At 49.2% G+C, this 26,701-nt stretch carries 18 protein-coding genes and 2 pseudogenes; 17 read left to right on the forward strand and 3 right to left on the reverse strand.

Going from position 1 to position 26,701, the window contains the following annotated elements:
- Positions 1 to 183: 183 nt before the first annotated feature.
- Both Q0101_RS03025 and Q0101_RS03030 read right to left on the reverse strand, forming a co-directional pair.
- On the reverse strand, positions 184 to 954 hold the full coding sequence (locus tag Q0101_RS03025; RefSeq protein WP_297942206.1) for an ATP-binding cassette domain-containing protein: 771 nt from the start codon (positions 952 to 954) through the stop codon (positions 184 to 186).
- The gene (locus tag Q0101_RS03030; protein WP_297942209.1) at positions 951 to 2,054 is read right to left on the reverse strand and encodes an ABC transporter permease; all 1,104 of its coding nucleotides are present in this window, start codon (positions 2,052 to 2,054) and stop codon (positions 951 to 953) included. The genes Q0101_RS03025 and Q0101_RS03030 overlap by 4 nt, the downstream gene beginning before the upstream one ends.
- Before the next feature lie 80 nt (positions 2,055 to 2,134).
- Here Q0101_RS03030 and murJ point away from each other — a divergent pair, with 80 nt between their 5' ends.
- The 4 genes and pseudogenes from murJ to Q0101_RS03050 all read left to right on the forward strand — a co-directional run bounded on the left by murJ (position 2,135) and on the right by Q0101_RS03050 (position 9,644).
- The gene (gene murJ, locus Q0101_RS03035) at positions 2,135 to 3,532 is read left to right on the forward strand and encodes a murein biosynthesis integral membrane protein MurJ (protein ID WP_297942212.1); all 1,398 of its coding nucleotides are present in this window, start codon (positions 2,135 to 2,137) and stop codon (positions 3,530 to 3,532) included.
- Positions 3,519 to 4,970, forward strand: a pseudogene (gene cysS / locus Q0101_RS03040) (cysteine--tRNA ligase); the annotation flags it as partial. The gene murJ and the pseudogene cysS, both read left to right, overlap by 14 nt.
- Positions 4,971 to 6,252: 1,282 nt before the next feature.
- A complete protein-coding gene (locus Q0101_RS03045) occupies positions 6,253 to 7,974 on the forward strand; it encodes an ABC transporter ATP-binding protein (RefSeq protein ID WP_297942214.1) in 1,722 nt (573 codons plus the stop codon).
- 518 nt (positions 7,975 to 8,492) lie between these two features.
- Positions 8,493 to 9,644 carry an MFS transporter gene (locus Q0101_RS03050; RefSeq protein WP_297942216.1) on the forward strand — a complete coding sequence of 384 codons (1,152 nt, stop codon included), beginning with the start codon at positions 8,493 to 8,495 and terminating at the stop codon, positions 9,642 to 9,644.
- Positions 9,645 to 9,654: 10 nt separating this feature from the next.
- On the opposite strand, the gene Q0101_RS03055 is transcribed toward Q0101_RS03050, so the two are convergent.
- On the reverse strand, positions 9,655 to 10,845 hold the full coding sequence (locus tag Q0101_RS03055) for an MFS transporter (protein WP_297942218.1): 1,191 nt from the start codon (positions 10,843 to 10,845) through the stop codon (positions 9,655 to 9,657).
- 118 nt (positions 10,846 to 10,963) lie between these two features.
- Between Q0101_RS03055 and Q0101_RS03060 the strand changes: the two genes are divergently transcribed.
- The 13 genes and pseudogenes from Q0101_RS03060 (at position 10,964) to Q0101_RS03120 (ending at position 26,280) form a co-directional block, all read left to right on the forward strand.
- A complete protein-coding gene (locus tag Q0101_RS03060; protein ID WP_297942220.1) occupies positions 10,964 to 11,884 on the forward strand; it encodes a stomatin-like protein in 921 nt (306 codons plus the stop codon).
- Complete coding sequence (locus Q0101_RS03065) at positions 11,881 to 12,444, forward strand: NfeD family protein (protein ID WP_297942223.1); 564 nt, start codon at positions 11,881 to 11,883, stop codon at positions 12,442 to 12,444. The genes Q0101_RS03060 and Q0101_RS03065 overlap by 4 nt, the downstream gene beginning before the upstream one ends.
- Before the next feature lies 1 nt (position 12,445).
- Positions 12,446 to 12,796, forward strand: coding sequence for a nucleotidyltransferase family protein (locus tag Q0101_RS03070; RefSeq protein ID WP_297942225.1), 351 nt, complete (start codon positions 12,446 to 12,448; stop codon positions 12,794 to 12,796).
- Positions 12,789 to 13,163 carry a HepT-like ribonuclease domain-containing protein gene (locus tag Q0101_RS03075; protein ID WP_297942228.1) on the forward strand — a complete coding sequence of 125 codons (375 nt, stop codon included), beginning with the start codon at positions 12,789 to 12,791 and terminating at the stop codon, positions 13,161 to 13,163. The genes Q0101_RS03070 and Q0101_RS03075 overlap by 8 nt, the downstream gene beginning before the upstream one ends.
- 2 nt (positions 13,164 to 13,165) lie before the next feature.
- A complete protein-coding gene (locus Q0101_RS03080; protein ID WP_297942231.1) occupies positions 13,166 to 14,215 on the forward strand; it encodes a dehypoxanthine futalosine cyclase in 1,050 nt (349 codons plus the stop codon).
- A 554-nt stretch (positions 14,216 to 14,769) separates the two neighbouring features.
- Positions 14,770 to 16,029 carry a pitrilysin family protein gene (locus tag Q0101_RS03085; protein WP_297942234.1) on the forward strand — a complete coding sequence of 420 codons (1,260 nt, stop codon included), beginning with the start codon at positions 14,770 to 14,772 and terminating at the stop codon, positions 16,027 to 16,029.
- A gap of 2,300 nt (positions 16,030 to 18,329) precedes the next feature.
- A pseudogene (gene recG, locus Q0101_RS03090) lies at positions 18,330 to 19,616 on the forward strand (ATP-dependent DNA helicase RecG); the annotation flags it as partial.
- A gap of 213 nt (positions 19,617 to 19,829) precedes the next feature.
- Positions 19,830 to 20,312: a hypothetical protein gene (locus Q0101_RS03095; RefSeq protein WP_297942237.1), complete on the forward strand. Its 483-nt coding sequence runs from the start codon at positions 19,830 to 19,832 to the stop codon at positions 20,310 to 20,312.
- Between the two features lie 532 nt (positions 20,313 to 20,844).
- On the forward strand, positions 20,845 to 22,086 hold the full coding sequence (gene hisS, locus Q0101_RS03100; protein ID WP_297942239.1) for a histidine--tRNA ligase: 1,242 nt from the start codon (positions 20,845 to 20,847) through the stop codon (positions 22,084 to 22,086).
- The gene (speA, locus tag Q0101_RS03105) at positions 22,083 to 23,921 is read left to right on the forward strand and encodes a biosynthetic arginine decarboxylase (protein ID WP_297942242.1); all 1,839 of its coding nucleotides are present in this window, start codon (positions 22,083 to 22,085) and stop codon (positions 23,919 to 23,921) included. Before hisS ends, speA begins: the two co-directional genes overlap by 4 nt.
- A complete protein-coding gene (cysE, locus tag Q0101_RS03110; protein ID WP_297942244.1) occupies positions 23,918 to 24,613 on the forward strand; it encodes a serine O-acetyltransferase in 696 nt (231 codons plus the stop codon). The genes speA and cysE overlap by 4 nt, the downstream gene beginning before the upstream one ends.
- Positions 24,614 to 24,625: 12 nt before the next feature.
- Positions 24,626 to 25,105 (forward strand): hypothetical protein, encoded by a 480-nt coding sequence (locus Q0101_RS03115; protein ID WP_297942246.1) that lies wholly within the window; start codon positions 24,626 to 24,628, stop codon positions 25,103 to 25,105.
- The gene (locus Q0101_RS03120; protein WP_297942248.1) at positions 25,102 to 26,280 is read left to right on the forward strand and encodes a pyridoxal phosphate-dependent aminotransferase; all 1,179 of its coding nucleotides are present in this window, start codon (positions 25,102 to 25,104) and stop codon (positions 26,278 to 26,280) included. The genes Q0101_RS03115 and Q0101_RS03120 overlap by 4 nt, the downstream gene beginning before the upstream one ends.
- Positions 26,281 to 26,701: the final 421 nt, after the last annotated feature.

Genomic DNA, 26,701 nt, shown 5'->3' on the forward strand with positions numbered 1-26,701 from the left:
AAATTTTAAAATTTCGATTGAGCCGCTAAGGTCTAAATTTTAAAATTTAAGCCCTGCGGAGCCCGGAATTCCTCGCTAGGTTTAAAATTTAAAATTTTCCCGCCGCTATTTTAAAATTTCAGCTCCTACCTATCTAAATTTTACTCGCCGCGATGCGTATTTCGGCTCGGTAAATTTCAAAGCCTAATCTCTTTGTCGCATCTTAAATAGCTCTTCAAGCGGGTTATTCTTTAGGCTTGAAATTTCCTCGATGCTTCCTTCGAAGGCGATTTTTTGATTATCCACGATCAAAAACCGATCCAAAATGTCAAAGATACTGTCCACGTCGTGCGTCACCATCACGACCGTGACGCCGAGGCTGTCTCTAAGCTCGCAAACAAGCCTATCAAGGGCTCTGGCGCTGAGCGGATCAAGCCCCGAGTTTGGCTCGTCCAAAAATAAAATTTCAGGGCTTAGAGCTAGCGCGCGAGCCAGCGCCACGCGCTTTTTCATACCGCCGCTAAGCTCGTTTGGCCTAAGCGCGGCGGCCTCCTTCTTAAGCCCCACCTTTTGGATCCAAAACATCGATAGCTCATCTATCTCGCGCTCGCTAAATTTAGAGTATTCGCGCAGCAGCACGCCTACGTTTTCGAGCACGCTCATCGAGCTGTAAAGCGCGCCGAACTGAAACATCACGCCGCATTTTAGGCGGATCTCGTTTTGCCCTGCTTCGCTTGCGCGCCAAATATCGCGTCCGAAAATTTTAATCTCGCCGCTTTGCGGGCGCTTTAAAAATATGAGCGTTTTCATTAACGTCGTTTTACCGCTGCCGCTGCCGCCTAAAAAGCCGTAAATTTCGCCCTTTTTGACGCTAAAGCTCACGCTATCGTGCATAACACGCGATCCGTACGCAGTAGTAACGTCGCGCGCGACTATGATTTTGGAGGTTTCGCTAGACTGCGCTTGCTCGCTCATAGCCCGATTTCCGAAAACAAAACCGCAAATACCGCATCGATCGCGATAACCCAAAATATCGCGTTTACGACGCTAATGGTGGTGTATTCGCCGATGCTTTGGGTATTTCCTTTGACTTCAAAACCCCGCATGCAGCCGATGATAGCGATAAATGCCCCGAAAAACGGCGCTTTAATCATACCTACTAAAAAATGCCTAAGCTCTACAGAAGCCTTAAATCTATCCAAATAATCGCTAAAGGCTATGTCTAAATACGCGTCACACACGATCATCTGCGCAAGGATACTCACGCCGTCTGCGATAAAAATGACTAGCGGCATGATTAGTACCATCGCGATAATGCGCGGCATCGCAAGAAAATAAAACGGATCAAAGCCCATCGTCCTCATCGCATCGATCTCTTCGGTGATCTTCATCACGCCGATCTGCGCCGTAAAACTCGAAGCCGAACGACCTGCGATAACAATAGCAGCAATTAGAGGCGCTACTTCACGGAGCGTCAAAGCGCCCATTATATCGATGATATAGATGCTAGCGCCAAATTTAGAAAGCATATCCGAGCCTATGTAAGCAAGCACGATACCGATCAAAAATGCCGTCAGTGAGACGATGAAAAGCGCGTCTATGCCGCTATCTTTGATGAAATTTACGGTTTCTTTGAAACGGAATTTCATCGGATGAATTACAAAAGCCGCGAGTTTAGAAAAAAACTCGCCCAAAAAGCTTGCAAGGCTTAGCAAGCCTAGAATTCCAAGATGGCAATAAAGTCCGATCTGTGCTAAAAAATTTAGCCTGCGAGACTCGGGTACGTAGCTAAAATCGATCGTTTTATCATCCATAAAGCTTAAAATTTTGGCAGCTTTGCAGCTATTCTCCACAAGGCTAACCCGCTTGCCGGCAAGGGCATTTTTAATCATCAGCGCCATGAAATAGTCTAAATTTGAAATTTCGCTTAAGCTTAGCTCCAGCTCGTTTAAATTTTTTACCGCTTTTTTTAGTGCAAGTAACTGCGAGCGCGAGCTTTTGTAGTTCCACTGCCCGCGTAGCGATAAGGTGTTTTTCCCGCCCGAGCTTTCGAGCGAAAAGGCTAAATTCCGCAAAAATTTCTCTCCAAAATCAAAAAATAGGGGAAATTATAATATAATCAACCTTGGCATTTTATAAAATTTAATGGAGATTTATGCTCAGAGGCTTTTTTACAAATAGCGCAGGCACGCTGGTTTCGCGAGTTTTGGGTTTCGTGCGCGACCTGCTTACCGCATCGGTTTTGGGCGCGGGAATTTACAGCGATCTGTTTTTCGTAGCGTTTAAACTGCCCAATCTTTTTCGCAGACTATTCGGCGAGGGAGCCTTTACGCAGGCGTTTTTACCGAGCTTTACCGCCGCGCGCAAAAAAGGAATTTTCGCCGCAGCGGTGCTTATTAAATTTAGCATTTTTATCGCGCTTCTAACGGCGCTTGTACTGCTCGCAGCACCCGTTTTTACCAAAGTTTTAGCATACGGATTTAGCGCCGAGCAGATCGATCTTGCCGTGCCATACGTGCGGATAAATTTTTTCTACCTTACATTCATTTTTGTCGTTACGCTCTTTGCCTCGCTGCTTCAGTATCGCGACCACTTCGCTACGACGGCGTTTTCGACCGCGCTTTTAAATTTAGCGATGATCGCGGCGCTTCTACTGGCTCGCGGCAAAGACGGCGCCACGGCGGTGCTCTATCTTAGCTTCGGCGTCGTGGCGGGCGGGCTTTTGCAGCTTGCGGTACACGTTTATGCGTTGAAATTTACCGGTATGCTGCGCGTCTTAGCCGGCGGCTTTGCGCGGCTTGCACGGGGCGATAAACCGCAGACGCAGGGCTTTTATAAAAATTTTTTCGCGGGCGTGCTCGGTGCGTCGGCGCTTCAGCTAAGCTCGTTTATAGATACCTTTTTTGCGAGCTTCCTTGCTAGCGGCAGTATCAGCTATCTTTACTACGCCAACCGCATATTTCAGCTGCCGCTCGCGCTTTTTGCGATCGCGCTTAGCACGGCGATCTTTCCGCGCATGAGCAAATTCGTAAAAGCTCGCGACGACGCGCAGGCTCTAGCTCTAGTCGAGCGCGGATTTTACTTCCTTTTGGCGCTGCTCGGGCTCTCTGCGATAGGCGGCGTGATGCTGCAAAACGAGATCACGCAGCTGCTATTTGAGCGCGGAGAATTTACCCGCCAAAATTCTATCGAATGCGCCGCGGTTCTTGGCGCATATATGGTAGGGCTCGTGCCGTTTGGGCTATCTAGGATTTTTTCGCACTGGCTGTATGCGAATATGAAGCAGAAGCTAAGCGCGAAAATTTCGATCTGGTGCGTTTTTATAAACGTCGCTTTGTGCGCGCTGTTTTTTAAACCCTTCGGAGCGGTGGGGCTTGCGTTTGCAAGCACGATAACGGGAGTGTTTCTACTTGGCTTTAATCTCTATTTTTTTGGATTTAATAACTTTTTGGCTATAATCCGCGCAAAAAAAATTATTGCGATCGCGGCGCTTTGTGCGGGCGAAGCGGCGATTTTATACATTTTAAAAGGCTTGTATTATGGTAATTTATGATAGTTTGAGCAAAAAAAAGCTCCCATTTAAGCCCATTAGCGAGGGGCTAGCGCGCATTTACGCCTGCGGTCCGACCGTCTATGACGACGCGCATCTGGGCCACGCAAAAAGCGCCGTGAGCTTCGATCTGCTGCGCCGCGTGCTGCAAGCGGAGGGATATGAGGTTAAATTTGCGCGAAATTTCACCGATATAGACGACAAAATTTTAAAAAAGATGGCGGAAACCGGCAAGAGTCTGGGGGAGATTACGGAATTTTATACCCGCAGATATTTGCAGGATATGAGCGCGCTAAACGTCGCGGACGCGAGCATTTCGCCTAAAGCGACCGAAAATATCGCCGCGATCTGCGAGCTCATATCCTCGCTTCTTAAAAAAGGCTTTGCCTACGAGATCGCGGGTGACGGCATCTACTTCGACACGCGCAAAGACGGGAATTATCTAAGCCTTAGCGGCAAAAAAGATGATGCTAGCAAAAACATCGCCCGCGTCGCCTCAAACGATGCTAAGCACGACGAGAAGGACTTCGTGCTGTGGAAATTTGACGAGAATTGGTTTGATAGCCCGTTTGGCAAAGGGCGCCCGGGCTGGCACAGCGAGTGCGTCGCGATGATTTTGGCGCACCTTGATAGCGGCGATCCGCAATTTTGCATCGACATTCACGCAGGCGGCGCTGATCTGCTCTTCCCGCATCACGAAAACGAAGCCGCGCAGTGCCGCTGCGCCCGTCATAGAGCGCTAAGCAAATACTGGCTTCACAACGGCTTCGTGCAAGTAAATAACGAAAAGATGAGCAAGAGCCTCGGCAACTCGTTTTTTGTAGGAGACGCCCTAAAAATCGCACCGGGCGAGGCGCTGAGATTTTATCTCTTAAGCTCGCATTACAGGGCAAATTTTAATTATTCGATAGCCGATCTGCTTGCGAGCAAAAAGAGGCTAGATAAAATTTACCGCCTTAAAAAGCGCGTCCGTGACGTTTTAGCTCCCGCTGCGGGGCAAAATTCCGCGGTATGTGTATCTGAACATACTGCGCAAATTTCATCCGCAAGCTCTGCGCGGGCTTGCGGAGCTGCGGGGCAAAATTTAGCTTCGAACGGATCTCAAAGTTTAAGCCCAAACACGGCGCCGAATTCCAAGCCTAAAAATTCTGCGTCTGAACTGCCTGCTGCGGAGGCTAAATTTAGATCGGAGATGATGGAGTTTTTAAGCGATGATCTCAACACCTCGGGCGCGCTTGCGGTGCTCGATAGCTTCGTAGCAAGCGCGAATGAAGCGCTAGATCGTGCGCCAAAAGACAAGGCGCTAAAGGCTCAGATCGCCGCAAATTTGGAGTTTGCGAAGCAGACACTCGGAATTTTATATGAGGATGAGACCGAATACTTTCGCTTCGGCGTGAGCGAGCAGCAAAGGGCGCAGATCGAGGAGCTAATAAAACAGCGCGCGCAGGCGAAGGCGGAAAAGGACTTTGCGAGCGCGGACGCCATCAGAGCGCGCCTTACGGATATGAAGATCGAAGTGATGGATACGCCTAGTGGCACGGCTTGGGAGGTCGCAACGGAGTAGAACGCAAAATTTATCGCAAAATTTTACGTTAAATTTTATGATTTTTGTCATACGGAGTACAAATCCGAACGCTAATTCGCGCGTAAATTTTAGCGCGATTTCATTCGGCGGTGCGATGGTAGCACTGCGGCGACCGTGCATATTTCGGCGCAATTTTTATTCGGCGATACAATGGTACGGCGATGTGGCGGCAAAGGCGCAAGGCGAATTGCGATTTTCATTAGTCGGCGCAGCTGATACAGCCGTGGCAAAATGGAGTAACGCTACGGTGTCTGCGCGTATTTACCGCGTTTTATCGGCAATGGACGATGCGGCGGCGCTATATAACGCGGTACAGCGGTAGTACTACGTGTCTGACTGTACGTAAATTTCAGTGCGATTTTTATCGGCAATTGGCGATGCGGGGTTGTGCCGTAGCGCAGTGAAAGCAGCACTGCGGCGACGCACAAATTTCGGCGCGATTTTTATTCGGCGATACGATGATACGGCGATGTGGCGGCGAAGGCACAAGGCGGGTCGTGATTTTTATCGGCAGCATGTGGCGATGCGAATGGGTGCAGCGAATAATAGCAATGCAGCGCTTGCGCGTAAATTTAGCGCGATTGCGGCAGTATGAAAGTGCAATGCGGCGCGCTGCTGCGCTGTCGCGATATAGCGCGACTATATTATGATGCGGCACTTTGTAGCGTTTTTATGGCGCCTCAAAGCATTTGCCGCTTAAAATGGGCGTACGAAAGCGCAATGCAATGCGATATGGCGGCAGTGCGGCGCCCTCTGGACGGTTCACAGCGCCTCAAAGCATTTAACGCTTAAAATGGCTCGCGAAAGTGTGGAAATCGCGATAAATAAAAACTCGCTCGCTTTTAAGGCACTTTGAGCTTTAAAAATGGTAATGTAAAAACCGCTCTGCGATGCGCAAAAGCCATTTTAAAGCGCTTTATGCTTTAAAAGTAGTAAATAAAACAACCAAAAACGGCGAGGCGCCGAAATTTCTAAAATTTCAGGAATTTTGGGATTTTAAATTCCTAAAATTTTAGAAATTTCGGAGTTGAAAATTCCTGAAATTTTAAGAATTACAAAATTTCAGGAATTTTAAATTCTAAAATTTCATGAATTTTTGGATTTTAAATTTTAAAAATCTTATAAAAAAGGATTGTATTTGAACGGCTTTAAAACTTTACTATCGCGCTTTAAGCCCTATTTTGGGGATTACAAGCCGCAGTTTGCATTGGCGATTTTGGGTATGGTGATGACGAGCGTGGCGACTGCTGCGAGCGCGAAGCTGGTTGAGCCCGTTTTAAATAAAATTTTCGTCGAAAAAAACGAGCCGTATCTCTACACGCTTCCGATCGCGATCATCGTGGTTTTTGCGATGAAAAGCGGCGGCGCGTTTATGCAAAACTACTTCACCGCCTTCATCGGTCAAGACACGGTGCGCCGCTTCCGCGATAGACTCGTCGCAAGCCTCGTGCGGCTGGACGTGGATTTTTTCAACCGCTTCCGTACGGGCGAGCTCATCAGTCGCACGATCAACGACATCGAGCGCATCCGCGTCGTGGTTTCGAATATGATCCCCGATTTTTTCACGCAGATCATTACGATTTTGGGGCTTTTGGGCGTCGTGATCTATCAGAGCCCAAAGCTTTCATTTTTCGCGCTCGTGGTCTTTCCGTGCGCGATATATCCGCTCTCGCGCCTTGCAAAGCGGATGAAAAAAATTTCGCGCGAGTCTCAAGAGAAAACCTCCGATATCTCCTCGGCGCTCAGCCAAATTTACTCCAACATAGAAATCGTCAAGGCAAGTAACGCCGAGAGCTTTGAAGTGGAGAAATTTAACGCCGAAAACAAGAAATTTTTCGGTCTAAATTTAAAGGCGGTCGTAACGACGTGCCTGGTAAGCCCGATCATGGAGATGTTAGGCGCCGTGGGTATCGCCGTGGTGATCATCGTCGGAGGGCAGGAGGTCATCGCGGGCCAGATGAGTATCGGCAGCTTTTTTAGCTTCCTTACGGCGCTTTTTATGGTCTACACCCCGATAAAAAAGGTCTCCTCGCTATACAACAACATGCAAGACGCCATCGCAGCGAGCGAGCGGACGTTTGAGCTCATAGACTTGGAGCCTACGATCGTAGGCGGCGGCAAGCAGATGGGTGAGATAGGCTCGGTGAGCTTTTGCGATGTGTCGCTAAACTACGGCGACAAGGCGGCGCTAAAAGATATAAGCTTTAGCATCAAAAAGGGCGAAATTTTAGCGCTCGTCGGAAACAGCGGCGGCGGCAAAAGCTCGGTCGTGAACCTACTGATGCGCTTTTACGACGCAAGCAGCGGTAAAATTTTATTCAACGGCAACGACGAGATCGGCGAGTTTAGCATCCCTAGCCTGCGCGAAAACATCGGCCTGGTAAGCCAACGCGTCTATATTTTTAACGATACGATCGCGCAAAACGTAAGCTACGGCGCGGAATTTAACGAGCAGCGCGTCATAGAAGCGCTGAAGCTCGCCAACGCCTATGAGTTCGTAAGCTCGATGAAGGATGGAATTTACACCGTGCTTAGCGAGTTCGGCGCAAATCTTAGCGGCGGGCAGCGCCAGCGTATCGCCATCGCGCGCGCGCTGTATAAGGACCCGCAAATTTTAATATTCGACGAGGCGACTTCGGCGCTGGATAACGCAAGCGAAAAGGAGATCTCAAACGTCATCGAAAAGATCAAACAAAGCAAAATCGTCTTTGTAATCGCTCACCGCCTCTCCACGATCGAGCGCGCCGATAATATCGCCGTGATGAAAAACGGTCGCATCCTCGCTATCGGCACCGATGCGAAGCTGACGGGCGAATGCGAGGAATATCGCAGCCTAAAGGGGATAATGCAAAACGGCTAGAGCTTTAAAATTTTGCCCCTTTTACGCCCCGGTTTTGCTCTATGAAATTTTGAAATTTTAGTTTTGAAGTAAGCCGCGTAAGTTTATCCGCAAAGATTGAAATTTTATTTTAAAATTTAGCCACGCGGATAGCCGCTTTGGCTGCAGAGCTTTTTTTAATAAAACTCGTCTCTTTGATGCGACGAGGCACGACTGCTAGAGATTTAACGTTTGGATTAAAATTTTATCTTAAAATTTCAGCGCTTCGTTGCGAGCCCGCCTCTAAATTTAAACGCTCGCGCTGTTTTAAAACCGCTGCGGTAAAAATTTTATCGCATGCTGGGCTTTTCAGCGCACTACCTGCACTTGATCTTAGACATCTGCGATAAAATTTTGGCTTTATTTTCCTTTATAAATTTTCGTATTTTTTTAAAATCTCTATCCGAATCGAAATTTTTCAAATATTTTTTTACATAAAAACCGAGCTTTAATCAATAAAAGGCTACAATAACGCCAAATTTAATTCCAAGGAAAAGTCATTGTTTGAATCTATGCGCGCGGCACGCTCGCTAAGCCCCCTATTTCTGGGGATTTTCTTTATGTTTATCGGCGACGCGCTAGTCATCGCAAGCGCGGGCATCATGCTAAAAGAATCCGGCCACAGCGAGCTTGAGATCGGACTAATTTCGGCGTTTTTCTTTTTAGGGGCGATCTTTAGCGGCTTTTTTGTGCCTTCGATAATCGGCGCACTCTCATACGTGCGAGCGTATGCGGTCTTTACGGCGCTTTTCGGAATTGCCGCAATGCTGCACGATCTTGGCTCAAACCTCGTATATTGGGCAATTTTGCGCTTCATTTTGGGCTTTTGCTACTACGCGCTTTTGATGATAATCGAAAGCTGGATAAACTCAAAGATCACAAACTCCATCCGCTCCCGCGTGCTGGCGATCTACGAAGCGGTTTTTTACGGCGCGTTTGCGATAGGAGTTGCAATTTTAGCGCTAAATTTCGGAACGATGAAAGTTTTCGTGCTAAGCGCATTTTTCATCATCCTAGCGCTGCTGCCGGTAAATTTAATCCGCTTCAATCCTCCTAGAGTCCCCGCTCGCATGCGAATTTCGATGCCGCAAATCTCGATCGTGCCGCCGCTTGCGTTTGCGACGGTGGTTTGCGCGGGCATTTTGATTAACGGCTTTTTTTCGATGGCGAGCGTTTTCGTGCTAAGCGCAGGGCTTGGAGTGGGCTCGGTGGGCGCATTTATGGGATCTGCGATGGTTGGAGGCTTCCTATCGCAGCTTGTTTGCGGCGTAATCTCGGATAAATTCGGCCGCAAACGCGCCATAATGATAGTTTGCGCCATCGGCATCGCAGCTTGCGCAGCGCTGTTTTTTGCCAAGAGCTTCATCCTAACGTGCGCGCTCGCGCTGATGTTAGGATTCGGCGCCTTTCCTTTGTATTCGCTTGCCATCGCGCGCGCAAACGACTCCATCACCGGCGAAGGCGCATCTCGCGTGCAAATTTCGGCAGCGATGCTTTTTATCTATTCGAGCGCGTCGCTCTGCTCGCCTTTGATCATCGGCGCGATGATGAAATTCTTGGGCGCAAACGGCTTTATCTGGGTATTTTTCGCGGCGATGAGCTTTTTATTTATATTTGCTATCTTCCGCCCCGAGATCGCGCCGAAAAGATAGCTTTAAAATTTTAAATTTTTTCGTAGATCAAAAATTTATAATAAAACGCCGCGATTGCGAACATAAAGCCCATGCCGAAGGTGATTTGCGAAAGCGAAAATCCAAGCTCGAAAAAAAATCCGATCGCAGCCGACACGAGCGTCGCGACGATGAAATACGCCATATCGTTGTAAGCGATGACGCGCCCAAAAAACTCCCTATCGACGTGGCTTTGCAGCTGCGTAAAAGAATACGACCACACCGTCGTGATGAAAAATCCCGCCGCGATCATGCCCGCAAACGAAAGCCAGTAGTTAAACTCTAGCACCGCCCACAGCCCGATGCCCGCAAACTGCCCCAGCAATAGCCAAAAAAACGTATGTTTATTCACGATCTTGCTTAGCCATATCTGTCCGAAAAACGCAGCCGCCGAGCGCGACATATTCATAAGCCCGATGACTAGCGATGCGCTTAAAATTTCTTTGTATTTGTACTTCGCAAGAAGCGCGATGAGATTGTCGTAGGTGGTGACGGCGACAAAGGCGTGAAGGACGATGAGATGTACGACCAAAGGATGCGAGCGCAGGTAAGAAAAGCCCTCCTTTAGCATCTTAAACACGGGCTCTGGCGCATTTCTTGCAAGGTCTTTAAAATTTAGCCGCAGCAGGATAAAAAACGAAAAAACGTATAAGCAAAAATCCAAAATAAATGCCGCTCGCACGCCGAAATAGTGGATAAAAATACCCGCGCTCGCCATGCCGAAAGTATATGTGATCGTCCAAATAATGCCCGTCATCTCGTTGGCAAGCTTGAGATAGGGGCGACTTAGAAATTTCGGCAGCGTAGATGATTCGGTTTGGAAAAACAGCGTGCCTGCGACGCTGCGCACGACCACGATCAAAAGCAGCAGCCACAAATAATCCAAACTATCGATAAAAATCAGCATGAAAATACTGATCATCTCGGTTATGAACATCGCCGTCATCAACGGCTTTGGTTGAAATTTATCCACGATGATGCCGTTGATGGGCGCTAAAAAAACGTTCGGTACGAACGAAACGACGCCCACCGCCGTGATCGCCCATACCGGCGCGCCAAGCTCTATGAGCAGCGTAGCGACCCCCACCACCGAAAACCACAAGCCGAACATACATATAAAACCCGCCGAAAAGAGCAGGCGGTAGTTGCGCGAATGGCGAAGCAGTACGATGTATCTGATCATAAAATTTTATCCCGTAAATTTAATATAAAAAATCTATCGAAATTGTATCACGGCGCGCCTTAAAAGCCAAAATAAGCTAAAAATGCTATAATTGCGAAATTTTAATTCAGGAGTGAAAATGGAAGGGTTCGTAACTACGGTAATAGTATTTTGCGTCCTCATCGCGGCAATTCTAAAGATGGGGGTCAAGATCGTCTCACAATCCGAAATTTTGATCATCGAGCGGCTGGGTCGCTTTCATAAGGTGCTAGACGGCGGCTTTCACATCATCGTGCCGTTTTTTGACGCGGTGCGCGCGAAGATGAGCGTGCGCGAGCAGCTGGTGGATATCAGCAAACAGCAAGTCATCACCAAAGATAACGTCAACATAAGCGTCGACGGTATCGTCTTTTTGAAGGTCATCGACGGCAAGATGGCGCTTTACAATGTCGAGGATTATCGCCGCGCGATTTCAAATTTAGCGATGACGACGCTACGTAGCGCGATCGGCGAGATGAGCTTAGACAGCACGCTTAGCTCGCGCGATCAGCTAAATTCCAAACTGCAAATCGCTCTGGGCGACGCTGCGGATAACTGGGGCGTAAAGATCATGCGCGTGGAGATCTCCGAAATTTCGGTACCGCACGGCATCGAAGAGGCGATGAATATGCAGATGAAAGCCGAGCGCGAAAAGCGCGCGATCGAGCTTAAAGCCGAGGCGGAAAAAGCAGCCCTCATCCGAAACGCCGAAGCGCTAAAGCAGGAGAAGGTTCTCGAAGCCGAGGCGATCGAGCGTATGGCGGATGCGAAAAAATATGAGCAGATCGCGCTCGCGCAAGGTCAAAAGGACGCGATGGACAATATAAATTTAGCGATGAGCGCTTCCAGCTTTGCGGCGGAATACCTGCTCGCGCAGGGTCGCGTAAACGCCTTCAGCGAGCTGTCCAAAAACCCGAGCAAGGATAAAATTTTAATCCCTTACGAAACGAGTGAGCTTATCGGCTCTCTTAGCGTGCTTAAAGAATTCCTCGGCAAAAACGGCGCGAAGGATGCTAAATGAACGCGCTGATTTTTATCATAATCGGCGTGATTTTGGCGATCGTCGAGCTTTTGGTGATGGATTTTACCTTTATATTTTTCAGCGCCGGATTTTTCATCACGGGGCTTTTGAGCTTCGGCTTTCATCTTGATTGGGACGTGCAAATTCTGCTTTCGTTCGTGCTTTCGTTCGTGCTTCTAATCGCACTTAAAAGGCCTCTAAAATCGCGCTTTTTCAAACCCGAAGAGAAACACGAGGATAATTTTTTGGACGAGAGCGGCACCGGCACCGTCAAAAACGGCATGGTCTATTTCAAAGGTACATTTTGGAAAAGCGATGAAATTTCAGATCTTAACGAAGGCGACCGCGTCGAAATTTTAGGCGTAAAAAACGGCCAGATCGTGGTTAAAAAAGATAGCAATCGAAATTCTAGCGGCGCAGACAGCGTAAATTTAAATGACGGCGACGTAAATTTAGGCGACGCGGACGCGGACGATAAAAATTCTAACGCCGCCGCGAGCAAAGACGCGCAAAGCTCTGGCGCTAAACAAGAAGCGTCCGCAGATCCGAAAGAGGCGTAGAGTGAGCGCTAAAACCGCACCGAAAAAAGCGATAAACAGCAAAGATGAAATTTTAAAATTTTTATCGTCGCAAAAAAAGAGGCTTTTTGCGGTGGGCGTTACCGAGCTAGGACTTTTCGGCAGCTACGCCAAAGGTAGCGCCGACGCGTTTTCGGACATCGACATCGTGATCGAAACCGATGGAGCAAAAATGGCAAAAAATTTAGGAAACCCATTTTCGGCGCTGGTCTTTTTAGACGATTTTAAAAAAAAGCTATCCTGCAAATTTAATGTAAATGTCGATCTGTGCGATACTACCTCTTTAAGTCGCGAAGAAAAAATGAAGCTGCTGCAAGGAGCGATTTATGTTTGAAAGATCAAGCGTCGAGCGATTAAAAAAGATATCTGATAAAATTTCATCCATCCTAAAAAAATGCGAGGGCGGCGCAGCGCAGGCTCTTGCCGACGAGGATGTTTTGCAGCCCGCGATAATGATGCAGTTCATAAATATCCACGCCCTGCTAAAGGGGCTGCAAGAAAGCAACGATTTGCAGGCTTTGGCGATCTTTAGCAAAGATGAAATAAGAGCTATCAACGCCACCAGAAATATCGCTTCGCACGAATACGAACGGCTAAATTTTGAACTGATAGAGATAGCTATCAAGGACTATCTGCCGACGCTAAATCAAAAAATCACCAGCGCACTAAAGCCGTATCGCAAAGGCAAACCGGAAGGATAAATTTGAAAAGACTAAGTATAGATGAAGCCTTAAATTTAATAGAACATGCCAATCTAAACGAGCTTGGGCGCGCGGCGTTTGCGCGCAAGCTCGAGCTGCATCCTGACCGCGTCACGACCTTCATCATCGATCGAAACATAAACTACACCAACGCCTGCATGATAGATTGCAAATTTTGCGCATTTTATCGCCACGCAAGCGACGCAGATGCCTATGTGCTGAGCTTTGAACAGATTAGCGAAAAGATCGAGGAGCTCATCGCCGTGGGCGGCACGCAAATTTTATTTCAAGGCGGCGTCCATCCGAAGCTGAAAATCGAATGGTACGAGGATCTGGTGGAGTTCATCCGCAAAAATTACCCGAGCATCACGATCCACGGCTTCTCGGCAATCGAGATCGATTATATCGCGCGCCTTAGCCGCATCAGCACGCTTGAAGTGCTTCGCAGGCTGCAAGCCAAGGGGCTCTACTCGATGCCCGGAGCCGGAGCCGAAATTTTAAGCGACCGCGTGCGAGAGCTAGTAGCGCCGCGCAAAAGCGATAGCGCCACGTGGCTTAGAGTGCACGAGGAGGCGCACGGCATCGGCATGAAAACGACCGCCACGATGATGTTCGGCACGCTTGAGAGCACGCGCGAGATCGTGGAGCACTGGGATAAAATCCGCGAGCTGCAAGACCGCACGGGTGGCTTTCGAGCGTTCATTTTGTGGAGTTTTCAGGGGCAAAACACCCGCCTTTTGCGCGAGCATCCCGAGATTAAAAAGCAAAGTCCGAACCGCTACCTGCGCCTGCTCGCCGTCTCGCGGCTATTTTTGGATAATTTCAAAAACATCCAAAGCAGCTGGGTCACGCAGGGCAGCTACATCGGGCAGCTGGCGCTGAAATTCGGCGCGAACGATCTGGGAAGTACGATGATGGAGGAAAACGTCGTAAAGGCGGCGGGCGCGAGCTTTCGGATGAGTAAGGACGAGATGATAGCGCTGATCCGCGACGTAAGCGAAATACCCGCCAAGCGCAACACCAACTACGATATTTTGGAGACTTACGCTTAGGTGCGGGGTTTGCGCGTTTGCGGCAGAAATTTTTATGCGTTTGCGGCTAGAGAATTTAGCGGTAAAATTTTGTCTTAAAACAGATGGCGAATTTTTGCGATCGCGAGCGTGGAATTTTGCAACGGAATTTAAAATTTTGATATGGGTGCGGGTTTAAATTTACTGGCGCAAGCGGAATTTGCGCGGTAAAATTTCATTTCGCTACGGAATTTCGCCTTAAAATTTTGCGGACGCGAAATTATACGCCGCAAGATCAACACGGCGGAGACGGCGCGTGAGAGATATTTCGTTTACAATGCTTGCCGTATTTGGGTGCGGATATATTTCGTCTCGTACTGCGAATACGGCGCGACGCGGTGTTTCGGGCGCTGAAATTTTACAAAAATGCGGCGCGATTAAATTTCAAATTTTAAAGCGGAATGGGCAAAACTGCCTTGGCGCGAAATTTTAAAAGCGAGCCCTGGTGCAAATTTTAAAAGCGTCTCGGCTGCGTCAAAATTTTAAAACCACGCCTGCAAGAACGATGAAATTTAAAAATTTTATAAAGGAAAACGATGGAAAAAAAAGAGATTTCACTCAAAACTAAAGGCGGCAAGAGCGCTAAAATCGACTTTTTGTATCAGTTTGATGATTCGCTGCCGGTGGCGAGCTTCAAGTTAATTTTTAAAGCAAGCGGTGCGGTGAGCGAGAAGACCCCAGGTCTTGCGCGCATCTGTGCGGGCGTTTTGGGCGAGGGCTCAAAGACGCTAGGAGTGAGCGAATTTCACCGCAAGCTCGATATCCGCGCGGTCGAAATCAGCGCCGCGAGCAATTTTGAAACCTTCGGCATCCAGCTAAACTGCCTAAAAGAGCACTTCGATTTCGGCTTAGACATGCTGCGAGAGCTGCTTAAAGAGCCCAATTTAACGCCCTCGGTGCTAGAAAAGCTAAAAATGCAAACCATAGGCGAGCTCGCCGTGCTAAAAAGCGAGTTCGATTACATCGCGACATGCAACCTCAAAGCGCTTCTGTATCCACGCACGAGGCTCGAGCAACCGCTTATAGGCGACGAGGCGAGCGTAGAGCGGATCACGATGAAGGATGTGCGGGAGTTTTTCGCCTCGCTGAGTTTAGAGAATTTATACGTCGTTTTATGCGGCGACGTGAGCGATAAAAACCCGAAAATCGCGGAAATTCTAAGCCTTTTTGCAAGCGGAGAAAAGCGCGAGCTGCCGTTTTTCACGCCGAGCGATGCGAAAAAAATAAAGATCCAAAAGGAGCAGACGCAGCAGGCCTACATCTACTTCGGCGCGCCTTTTGCGCTGCCGAAGGAGCAGGAGTTCATCGCAAACACCGCGCTATTCGTGCTCGGAAGCAGCGGTTTCGGCAGCAGGCTGATGGAGCGCATCCGCGTCAAGCACGGGCTTGCGTACTCGGTCTATGCGCGCGGTGATTTCGAGCTTAGCCGCCGCGAGTTTTGGGGCTATCTGCAGACCAAAAACGAAAATTTACAAAACGCCGCCGCGCTCGTAAAAGAGGAGATCGCGAAATTTATCGCATCTGGCGTGAGCGAAGCGGAGCTGAAAAGCGCAAAAAAATTCCTAATCGGAAGCGCCGTGCTACAAAAAGAGACGATGTTCAAGCGAGCGGCGATCGCGCAGAGCGAGTATTACAAGGGCTATGCATTCGGCGAGTTCGAGCGAAATTTAAAGCGCATCGAGACGCTAAAACTAGGAGCACTTAACGATTTCATCAAGTCGCACGACGAGATCATGAACCTAAGCTTTTCCGTCATTTGCGACGAGGCCGCCGCGAAAAAGGGGCTTAAAATTTAGCCCGTCACGGCGCGTATCTGCAGTCGGCATAAATGGATAAATTTTAAATTTATAAAGCGGCGCGGGCCGCGCTAAATTTTACTTTTGCGCTCTGTTTGCGTACGGCTTGTGCGTTTAAATTTAAAACCGCGCCTGCGTCGCACTAAAATTTACGGGCTTTGCAGAAGCGATTAAATTTACGAGCCTTGCAAGAACGGCTAAATTTAAAGGCGCCGTGTACGACTCGGTAAAATTTCAGCGCGCAAAATAAAGCCCGATTTCGCACGCCGTTTGCAAGCCGCGTAGTGAAATTTAAAAGATGATGCGCGCGCATCTCTTTCGGATCGTACGGTTTGCAAATCGTGCCGTGAAATTTAAAGCGATCGTACTCTGTTTTAAAACCCGGTGCGCGCCGAAAAGACGCGGTTGCCAAACAAAGTGCGCGCAAACGAGTAAAATTTACAGGCGCAGCCGGCAAGCAAATTTGCCGCAATAACGAAATTTCGAGCAAATTTAAACAAGCGTTCGATGCAGCGCGTAAAATTTCGATCAAATTTAGGCGAGCGATTCCACTGCGGCGTATAAAATTTCGCAGCGCGAGGGCTTAAACGCCTATCAAATTTAAAGGATGAAAATTGATTTTTGAAGCAAAAGACGCGGCGACGCTGCAAAAGGCGGGCATTACGACGCTTTTGGATCTGGCGCTGCTTCTGCCCAAAAGCTTCGACGATCTAAGCGTTAGAGACGCGCCCTGCGCGGGCGAGAGCACGGCGGAGGTCGAGTGCCTCTTCCAGCACAGGCGCGGCTCGATGCTCATCGTCGCGGCGCACTGCCTCAGCTGGGAGCGCGAGATCAAAATCGTGATCTTCAATGCCAAAAGTTGGCACTTCGGCGCCTTCAAGCGCGGCAAAAAATTCTTCATCCACGGCAAATGCGACGAGAGCTTCGGCTCGTGGCAGTTCGTAAACCCAAAAATCGTAAGCGAGCCGGGCAGGATCGCGCCCAAATACAAAGCCGTGCTGAGCGACGCTGCGGCGCAAAAGCTGATCAAAAAATATCTAAGCGCGGGCGCGCTTTTAGCCTGCGGGCTACGCGCGGACGAAGCGGCGGTACTGCTCGCGCTACACGAGAGCTCGCCGCGCAGCGTGCGAATGCTAGCTGCGTTAAATAGGCAGCTCAAGGAAGGCGGCGCGGAAAATTTTGGCGAGCGCGACGACGTTTCAAACGGCGGCAAAATTCCGAGTGGCAGTGAAATTTTAAATGGCGGAATTTCAAACAGCGACAAAATTTTAAATGACGACAGAATTTTAGGTAACGGAGAAATTCCAAGCTCGCAAAGCTCGGTAGCCGCCGAAATTTTAAAGGGCAGATCGCAAAACGGTGAAATTTTTAGGGGTAAAATTTCAAACTATCCTCAAAGTAGCGGAGCTCTTGCCTGCGAAGCAATGCGCGGCACGGAGAACGAAATTTTAAGCGACGGAATTCCAAATGGCGCGGAGACTTCACTCCCCCCAAGCCTCCGTGACGACGAGATTGCGAGCGATAAAATTTTAAACGGCGAAGGGCGCCAAGCGCACGATGCAGAGATTTATAACGACGAAAATTTTTGCGTCCAAAGCGATGAGGATTTTCTTGCTGTATACGGCGCGGAGGCGCGCGAGGATGAAATTTCGGACGACTTTAAAGCCGATAATGAAGCGGCGGCGAACAGTGATAAAATTTCAAATGACCTAGTATCCGATATCCAAGCAGCGGCACGACCAGCAGACGTTGAAGCCGCAATTGCACAACCCATGACCAAGCAGTCCGTAGCCGAAGCCATAGTCGCGCAACAAATTGCAAGCGCCCAAGACGTAGATACACAATCCGCAGTGATTAAAACTTCAGACGTTCGAATCGCAGATTTGCAACCCGTAGCCGTCCAAACTCAAAACGCAAGTATGCAACCCGCAGCAATCCAAACTTCAAGCCAAGTAGCGAGCGCACAAACCGCGACCATCCAAACTTTGAGTGCACAAGCTACGGGCGCACAGCCTGTATGCAATCAAACTGAAAATCTTCAGACGGTAGTAGCCGCGCGGATCGCAACCGCAGAGCCTATGATCGCTCAAAATGTAAGCGATGCCGAAACTGTCCATGCCGCCGAGGCCGCACCTATGAGCGCTTCGCGCGATTGTGCCGTGCAATCTACGCATTACCAAACTGGAACTATCCAGACCGCAGCCGCCCAAGCTACGACCGCCATACCTACAATCGCTCAAATTGCAAGCGACGCCGGAACTGTCCATGCCGCCGAGGCCGTCCGAGCCGCAGCCGTAACGCAGATAAGCGGTGCTGCGATTTTACGCACGCTGAAATTTGTAGAAATTCTAAACTACCTGCAAAAGCTAAGCGCAAAAAAAACAAGTTTCCCGGCGCAAATTTACCCGCTGCGCGACATTTCGGATTGGCTTGCTTCGCTTCCTTTTGAGCCTACGCGCGATCAGTTGGGTGCGATAAAGGACATCGCTAGCGATCTGCAAAGCCCTCTAGCGCGCCGCCGCGTCGTCATGGGCGACGTAGGTAGCGGCAAGACGCTCGTGATCCTCGCGAGTGCGGCGATGAACTACCCGCGCATCAGCTATCTGATGGCGCCTACGAGCATCTTGACCGAACAGATTTACGCTGAGGCGCTCCGTCTGCTGCCGCCGCAGATTAAGGTTCTGCTCGTAAAAAGCGGCGATCGCGAGCCGAATTTCGCGGGCGCGCACCTTATCATCGGCACTCACGCCCTGCTCTACCACGAGCTCGCGCCGTCAAATCTCATAATGGTCGATGAGCAGCACCGCTTCGGCTCCAACCAGCGCGAAAAGATCGCGCGCCTCACCGAAAACGGCGAGTTTCGCGCGCATTTCATTCAGTTTAGCGCTACGCCGATACCGCGCACGCTAAGCATGATCCAATCCGAGCTCGTAAACTTTAGCTTTTTAAAACAGCTGCCGTTTGAAAAACAGATCAAAACCAAAATTTTGCAAAACGACGGATTTGCGGGCTTTATGCAGGATCTGCGCCGTGAGCTTGCCGCGGGCAATCAAGCGATCATCGTCTATCCGCTCGTGCAGCAAAGCGAAAGCTCGGTCTATCAAAGCCTTGAGGAGGCGGCGCCGTTTTGGAAGGCTCAATTCCCAGATGTCCTGATCACCCACGGCAGCGACAAGGACAAGGAGGAGGTTTTGCGCCGCTTCCGCGATGAAGGGCGACTGCTGATAACCACGACGATAGTCGAAGTGGGTATCTCGCTGCCGCGGCTTAGCGTCATTTTAATCGTGGGCGCCGAGCGAATGGGGCTCGCGTCGCTTCATCAGCTGCGAGGGCGTGTCGGACGCAAAGGCCAGGCGGGGCGCTGCTACCTCTACACCAAGCTCAAATCCCCACCGCAGCGCCTGCGCGAGTTCGCAGCGACGCTGGATGGATTTAAGGTCGCAAATATCGATCTGAAAAACCGCCAAGGGGGCGATCTGCTGGGCGGCTCGGTACAGCACGGCGCGATGTTTACGTGGTATGATTACGAAGAGGACGTGACGGCTGCGGCAAAGCAGCGACTGAAAGACATAGGACGGGGCGCGTGAAATTCTACGAGATACGATAGAATTTAAACGTAATTTTAGTCGCGGCAAAATTTTACGAAGCGAATGCGATTATGAGGTAATGGGCGATCTGATATAAAATTTGAAATTTCACGGCGCAGATTGCATCGGATAAAATTTAGAGCTTTACCAAGCGTCGTTTGCTTTTAATTTCTAAAATTTATGCAACTTAAAGTCCAAAAAAAGGAGAGCAAAATGGCTTGCGTGACCTACGACAAGGCGAAATGGCACTGGGGCGCAAAAAATGCGCCGACAGATATCCCGCAGGAAAACGGCGCGACGCACATCGCGTTTTTCTTCCGCTGGTGCATGGAGCGCAAGCTCTATTCCAAGGACTTCGCGGCGGATTTCGCGGACGATATAGCGCGGATGAACGATAGCTTTGATTATCGTCAGTATTTTTTCGACGCCATGGACGGCGTGCTGGGTAGCGACGAGCTAAACGCCGTGGGTAAGGCCTTTGCGAAAGCCTACTACACCACGGACCGCACGAAATTTGCCAAAACGCACGGCTGGTATTTGCAAGATTACGACGATTTCGTCGCACGCAAATTCGGCGATAAAAACTTCGACAACGCCTATTTTTACATAGAAAACTCGCCGCAAAATTACGCCGAGATCAAAGAGATCATCGATCGCCGCTACGAGGAATTCTTGAGCTTCAAGGCGGCGAAGTAGAAATTTTACCGCGAGCTTAGCCGGTTTGAAATAGACGCCTAAGTCGAAACGGCGGTGCGATCGACGGTGCGGTAAAATTTAAAATTTTACGCAATGCGTTAAATTTTGCGCAGCGCGTAAATTTCGGTGGCGCTTTAATTTTACATAGCATGCCACGAGCCGGCGCGACGCATCGCAAATTAAATTTTAAAATCCAACCGCTTCGCAGTGCGGGATACATTAAACCTAGCGGCGCGCTGTTTTTATAAGCCTGGCGCTGTATTTGCAAGCTCTCAGAATGCAATATTAGCAGCCGTTACGCCGATCGTCGCGCCGTAAATTTTATAAACGCCGATCGTTTAAAATAATTCTCAAAGATCGCGCAATCCGCATTTTAAGAATAAATTTGAAATTTTAAAATCATCGCGGCGCGCGATGTAAATAAGCAGAACCGATACGTTGCTGCGAGCGGCAGGGCTTAAAATTTAGGTAAATTTAACTATAATCGCCGCAAAAATTTGAAAATTTTAAAATTTCACAAAGGATTTCATCGATGATCAAGGCACTTCGCGGTATGAACGATATTTCAGGCGAACAGGCGCGCATCTACTCGCAAATTTTAAGCGTGTGCGAGCGCGTGGCGCGCAATTACGGCTTTTGCCTCATCGAAACTCCCAAGCTCGAGCAGACCGCGCTATTTCGCCGCAGCGTCGGCGAGAGCAGCGACATCGTCGGCAAGGAGATGTATGAGTTTAGCGACAAAAGTGGTGAGAGCGTCTGCCTGCGCCCCGAGGGCACCGCGGGCGTCGTGCGCGCCTTTATCGAAAAAAAGCTCGATCGCAGCGGCGGCGTGCATAAATTTTATTATCAAGGCTCGATGTTTCGCTACGAGCGCCCGCAAAAGGGGCGCCTGCGCGAGTTTCATCAATTCGGCGTCGAGTGCTTCGGCGAAAATAGCGTTTATGAGGACGCGAGCGTGATTTTGATGCTGGCGCAAATTTTACGCGAGCTAAATGTCGCCGCAACGCTTAAAATCAACTCTTTAGGCGACGAGGAGTGCATGCCGGCATATAAAACCAAGCTCGTAAATTTCTTGCAAGGACACAAAGACAGGCTCTGCGAGGACTGCCAAAGGCGCATCGATACCAATCCGATCCGCGTGCTGGACTGCAAAAACGAAAGCTGCCAGAAAATTTTAGCCGCCGCGCCTCTTATAACGGAAAATTTAAACGACGCCTGCGCCGCGGAATTTGTGCAGCTGCAAAGAATTTTAACCCAAAACGGGCAAAAATTTGAAATAGATCCGAAGCTCGTGCGCGGGCTTGATTACTACTGCAAAACCGCCTTTGAGTTCGTCTCAAGCGAGCTTGGCGCGCAAAGCGCCGTAGGCGGCGGCGGGCGCTACGACAGGCTCGTGGAGTTTTTAGGCGGCAGAAAGACGGCGGGCGTGGGCTTCGCGATCGGTATCGAGCGAATAGCCGAAATTTTAAAAACGCGCGAAAGCCCACAAGCGCGCGAGGGACTTTATATCGGCGCGCTGGATGAAGCATTCGTAAGCACGGCATTTTCATTTGCGCTAAAACTGCGAAAGTTTTGCAAAACTCAAATTTCATACGAGCCCAAGAGCCTAGCCAAGCATTTAAAGGCAGCCGACGGGGCGGAGGCTAAATTTTGCCTTTGCATCGGGCAGGACGAGTTTGACCGAGCCGAGGTGTGGTGTAAAAATTTAGAGGATCAAACCACCTTCGCGATCAAATTTAAAGAGGTCGAAGCGTTTTTTAAGGATAGAGCATGAGCGATTACGGACTAAATATTTGGGGAAATTCCAACTTCACGATAGACGGGGGCAAACTATGCCTAAACTCCGATTTCAAGCAGCCTTTGGTAGATATCATAAAAGAGATCCGCGCAGACGGCGTGCGAGGCCCGATACTGCTGCGCTTCCCGCACCTCATCAAAAAGCAGATCGTCGAAATTTATTCAAATTTTAACCGAGCCATTAAGGAGTTTGATTACAAGGGAAAATTCCACGCCGTCTATCCGCTTAAGGTAAATCAATTCCCGGGCTTCGTTAAAAATTTAGTCGATATCGGCGAGCCTTACGGATACGGACTCGAGGCCGGCAGCAAGCCCGAACTGCTGCTAGCGATGGCGTATAACAAATACGGCGCGCCGATTACCGTAAACGGTTTTAAAGATAAGGAGCTCATCAATATCGGCTTCATCGCCGCAGAGATGGGACATAACGTAACGCTTACGATCGAGGGGTTAAACGAGCTTGAAACCATCATCGAAACGGCCAAGGAGCGGTTTGCGCCAAAGCCATTCATCGGGCTTCGCATCAGGCTGCACAACTCCGGAAGCGGGCTGTGGGCGAAAAGCGGCGGGATAAATTCCAAATTCGGCCTTACCTCGACCGAGCTTATAGAGGCGATAAATTTGCTCAAGAAAAACGACCTCATCGAGCAGTTTACGATGATTCATTTTCATATCGGCTCGCAGATTACAGAGATTCATCCGCTCAAAAAGGCCCTCATCGAGGCGGGCAACATCTATACCGAGCTTCGCAAAATGGGCGCGAAAAATTTAAAATCCATAAATTTAGGCGGAGGTCTTGCTATCGAATACTCCCAAGCCAAAGAAAGCTCCAGCCGCAACTATACGCTAAAAGAATACGCCAACGACGTGGTCTTTCTACTAAAATCGATCGCAGAGGATAAAAAAGAGGCCGAGCCCGATATTTTTATCGAGAGCGGAAGATACGTAGCCGCCAGCCACGCGGTGCTCGTGGCGCCGATTTTGGAGCTTTTTACCCAAGAATACGCCGAAGAGAAGCTCGCCCTAAAAAAGGATAATCCGCCGGTAGTCGCCGAGCTATACGATCTGTATAAAACTCTAAAACCCTCCAACGCGCTAGAGTATCTGCACGACGCCATGTCGCACATGGAGAGTGTGCTTACCCTTTTTGATCTAGGATATGTCGATCTGATCGACCGCTCAAATGGCGAAATTTTGGTTCATCTAATAATGCGAAAGGCGTATGGAATTTTAGGCAACAAGCAAGAGTATAGCAATTTCTTAAACTCCCTAGGCAACGCCCAAGAGCGCTATTTAGTAAATTTTTCGATCTTTCAAAGCTTGCCCGATTTTTGGGGCATCAAGCAGCACTTCCCAATCATGCCGTTAGAGAGGCTGGACGAGCGCGCCACGCTATCGGCGTCAATCTGGGATATCACCTGCGATAGCGACGGCGAGATAGAATTCGACAATCAAAAAAATCCGCTCTTTCTGCACGATTTCGATCCTGAAAAAGAGGAGTATTTTTTGGGCTTTTTCCTTGTCGGAGCCTATCAGGAGGTGCTTGGCATGAGCCACAACCTCTTTGCACACCCCACTGAAGCGACCGTGATCTTAAAGGATGACGGCGGCTTTGAGATCAAGGATTTTATCGAATCTCAATCGGTCATCGACATCTTGGAGGATATGGACTACGACGTAGTAGATATCCGCGAAAGCCTAAACGAGCGCGTCGAAAAATCAAATCTTATCGGAGATAAAGAGAAAAAGCATATCCTGGGCGAGCTATATCTGTTTTTAAACGACAACAGCTATCTAAAGACGATCAAATGAGTTTTTGGCAAATTTTAAAACGGGACTTCACCGAGCCCTTGCGCCAAGACCCCGCATGCAATAGCGTATTTGAGATATTTTTCTGCTATCCCGGCGTCTGGGCGCTGATAAATTACCGCTTCGCGCATTTTTTCTACGAGCGAGGTTTTAAGCTCATTGCTCGCGCGATCAGCGGACTTAGCCGCATAATCACCGCCGTAGATATAAACCCCGGCGCACAGATCGGCTCGGGCGTGTTTTTCGACCACGCCACGGGGCTTGTCATCGGAGAAACGGCGATCATCGGCGATAACTGTCTGATCTATCAGGGCGTCACTCTCGGCGGCGTGAGCTTAGAGCACGGCAAGCGCCATCCGACGCTGCAAAACGGCGTCGTAGTTGGTGCAGGAGCTAAAGTGCTAGGCAACATCACCATCGGCGAAAATTCCAAAATCGGCGCAAATTCCGTCGTCGTAAAGGACGTCGAGCCAAACTGCACCGCTGTAGGCGTGCCTGCTAGAATTTTAGGAAGCTGTGAGAGCGATCCTTTAGCGCATAATAAAATTCCCGATATCAGCCAGGAGCTTATCAAATATCTCATCAAGCGTATCGAAATTTTGGAAGATTGCATCTGCAGCGGCAGAAAAGATATCGCCGAAATGGATGAGGATCTCAATAAATTCTACGAAGAGTATCTAAAATCATTAAAATAATAAGGGTTAAAAGTGAAAAAGGCTCTATTTTTTATAATTTGTGCTATTTTGTCGGCAAGCGGCAGCGACGCTAATAGCGTGAAAAATTCCGCGGACGACGCCAGAATAAGTTTAGTAAAAAGTCTATACATCAAGGACACCTATTTCGGCGATCACAAAAATGCCCTATCAGCTTCTTTCAGATCCGTGCTTATGCAAGATGAAGCATCTGCTGGCGAAGGTGAGGTGGGCTGCTTGGACTATGATCCGGTAATCGGCGGTCAAGATGTCTGCGACGATGCGAAATATGATTTTGAGCTAGGGCAGCGCGATACCGTCGTAGTAACTCAGACCTGCCCCTACGGCACGCAGACGATAATCTACAAACTCGTCCGTAGCGGAGGAGATTATAAAATCGACGATATCTACAACCAAGACCCAAGCGGCGGCAGGGCTTTTAGCGTCAAAAATCAAATTTTAAATTGTCTAAACCAATCCAAGGAGCATCAATGAAATTAACACTTTCAAGTCGCGTAAGCAAGCTCGGCGAAAGCCTAACGATCGCAATCAGCACCAAAGCCAAGCAGATGAAAGCCCAGGGGCAAGACGTCGTAATCCTAAGCGCGGGCGAGCCTGATTTCGATACTGCAGAGGTCGCCAAAAAAGCTGTCATAGAAGCTATGGCTAAGGGCTGTGGAAAATATACACCGGTTGCCGGAACGCCTGAAATTTTAAATTTAATCGCGCAGAAGCTAAAGCGCGACAACGGCCTAAATTACAGGCCCGATCAGATCATCACCAACGTAGGCGCCAAACACTCTCTATTTAACGCCTTTAACTGCATCTTAAACGAAGGCGATGAGGTCATAATACCGGCGCCTTATTGGGTCACCTACCCAGACATCGTAAAATTCTGCGGCAGCAAGCCCGTCATCGTAAACACAAAGGCGGAAAACCGATATAAAATCACCGCCTCACAGCTTAAAGCCGCGATCACCCCGCGCACGAAGGCGCTGTGTCTTTTTAACCCGAGTAACCCCGCAGGCGCCGTATATTCGCGCCAGGAGCTGCAAGAGCTTGCGGAAGTGCTAAAAGGCACGGATATTTTAGTAATTGCCGATGAAATTTACGAAAAAATCGTCTTCGGCAAGAGCTTCATAGCCGCAGCAAGCATCAGTGGGGATATGTTCGGGCGCACCGTGACGATCAACGGGCTAAGCAAATGCGGCGCGATGCCCGGTTGGCGCTTCGGCTACACCGCCTGTGCTATCGATGAGCTAAATAAGGCGATGATAAACCTGCAAAGCCAAAGCGTCAGCAACGTAGCAAGCATCGTCCAGGCAGGCGCTATGCCAGTGCTGCGTGGCGAGGCGGATGATTATATCGAGGAGATGAGGCGCGAATACGAGCGCAGGCGCGATTTTGGCACGGACGCAATAGGTGCGATCCCAGGGCTTAGTGTCGTAAAACCAGATGGCGCATTTTATTTCTTCATAGATTGCTCTCAGGTAGAACCCGATAGTATGAAATTCTGCATGCAACTGTTAGATAAAGGGCTCGTAGCCACGGTGCCAGGAAGCGGATTTGGTATGGATGGGCACTTCCGCGTAAGCTTTGCATGCTCTATGGAAAATCTAAAACGCGGCTTTGAGCGCATAGAAAAATTCGTAAAAAATTACCACAGATAGACATGCTAGCGAAATTTTGATCTAAATTTTAACGCAGCTCGCCGTAGTAGTGGATTTTGAGACAAATTTGACTCGACGATACGACGAATTTTGTGCAAATTTTGCGCGGCGCGGCGACGAAATTTTGACCGTAAATTTAGTGCGCACGACGGCAAAATTTAAAACAAATCTAGTGCGGTGCAACTCGGCGGCAAAATTTGATGTAGATCCTGTCGGGCGTAGCACGGCGCGGCGGTAGAGCTTAACGCTGATATTACGCGATGCGGCTCCGCATGATACGGCTTAGCGACGGAATTTATCGACCGCCGGGCGCGGTTAAATTTTGTGCCGCCCGACACGGCTTGGAATTTTCAGAATTTAATGCGGCGGCTCGGTGCGGTTAAATTTCGCGCTGTTTTAATTTAAGAGCATTTAAAATTTC

Origin of the sequence: uncultured Campylobacter sp., from assembly GCF_937921625.1 — a bacterium.
In the GTDB taxonomy this organism is placed as follows: domain Bacteria; phylum Campylobacterota; class Campylobacteria; order Campylobacterales; family Campylobacteraceae; genus Campylobacter_B.

Excerpts from the sequence above, each read along its gene's own strand:
- Q0101_RS03025 (WP_297942206.1), bottom strand. The coding sequence starts at position 954 with ATGAGCGAGCAAGCGCAGTCTAGCGAAACCTCCAAAATCATAGTCGCG.
- murJ (WP_297942212.1), top strand. The coding sequence starts at position 2,135 with ATGCTCAGAGGCTTTTTTACAAATAGCGCAGGCACGCTGGTTTCGCGA.
- Q0101_RS03055 (WP_297942218.1), bottom strand. The coding sequence starts at position 10,845 with ATGATCAGATACATCGTACTGCTTCGCCATTCGCGCAACTACCGCCTG.
- Q0101_RS03060 (WP_297942220.1), top strand. The coding sequence starts at position 10,964 with ATGGAAGGGTTCGTAACTACGGTAATAGTATTTTGCGTCCTCATCGCG.
- Q0101_RS03065 (WP_297942223.1), top strand. The coding sequence starts at position 11,881 with ATGAACGCGCTGATTTTTATCATAATCGGCGTGATTTTGGCGATCGTC.
- Q0101_RS03075 (WP_297942228.1), top strand. The coding sequence starts at position 12,789 with ATGTTTGAAAGATCAAGCGTCGAGCGATTAAAAAAGATATCTGATAAA.
- Q0101_RS03085 (WP_297942234.1), top strand. The coding sequence starts at position 14,770 with ATGGAAAAAAAAGAGATTTCACTCAAAACTAAAGGCGGCAAGAGCGCT.
- Q0101_RS03095 (WP_297942237.1), top strand. The coding sequence starts at position 19,830 with ATGGCTTGCGTGACCTACGACAAGGCGAAATGGCACTGGGGCGCAAAA.
- hisS (WP_297942239.1), top strand. The coding sequence starts at position 20,845 with ATGATCAAGGCACTTCGCGGTATGAACGATATTTCAGGCGAACAGGCG.
- speA (WP_297942242.1), top strand. The coding sequence starts at position 22,083 with ATGAGCGATTACGGACTAAATATTTGGGGAAATTCCAACTTCACGATA.
- cysE (WP_297942244.1), top strand. The coding sequence starts at position 23,918 with ATGAGTTTTTGGCAAATTTTAAAACGGGACTTCACCGAGCCCTTGCGC.
- Q0101_RS03120 (WP_297942248.1), top strand. The coding sequence starts at position 25,102 with ATGAAATTAACACTTTCAAGTCGCGTAAGCAAGCTCGGCGAAAGCCTA.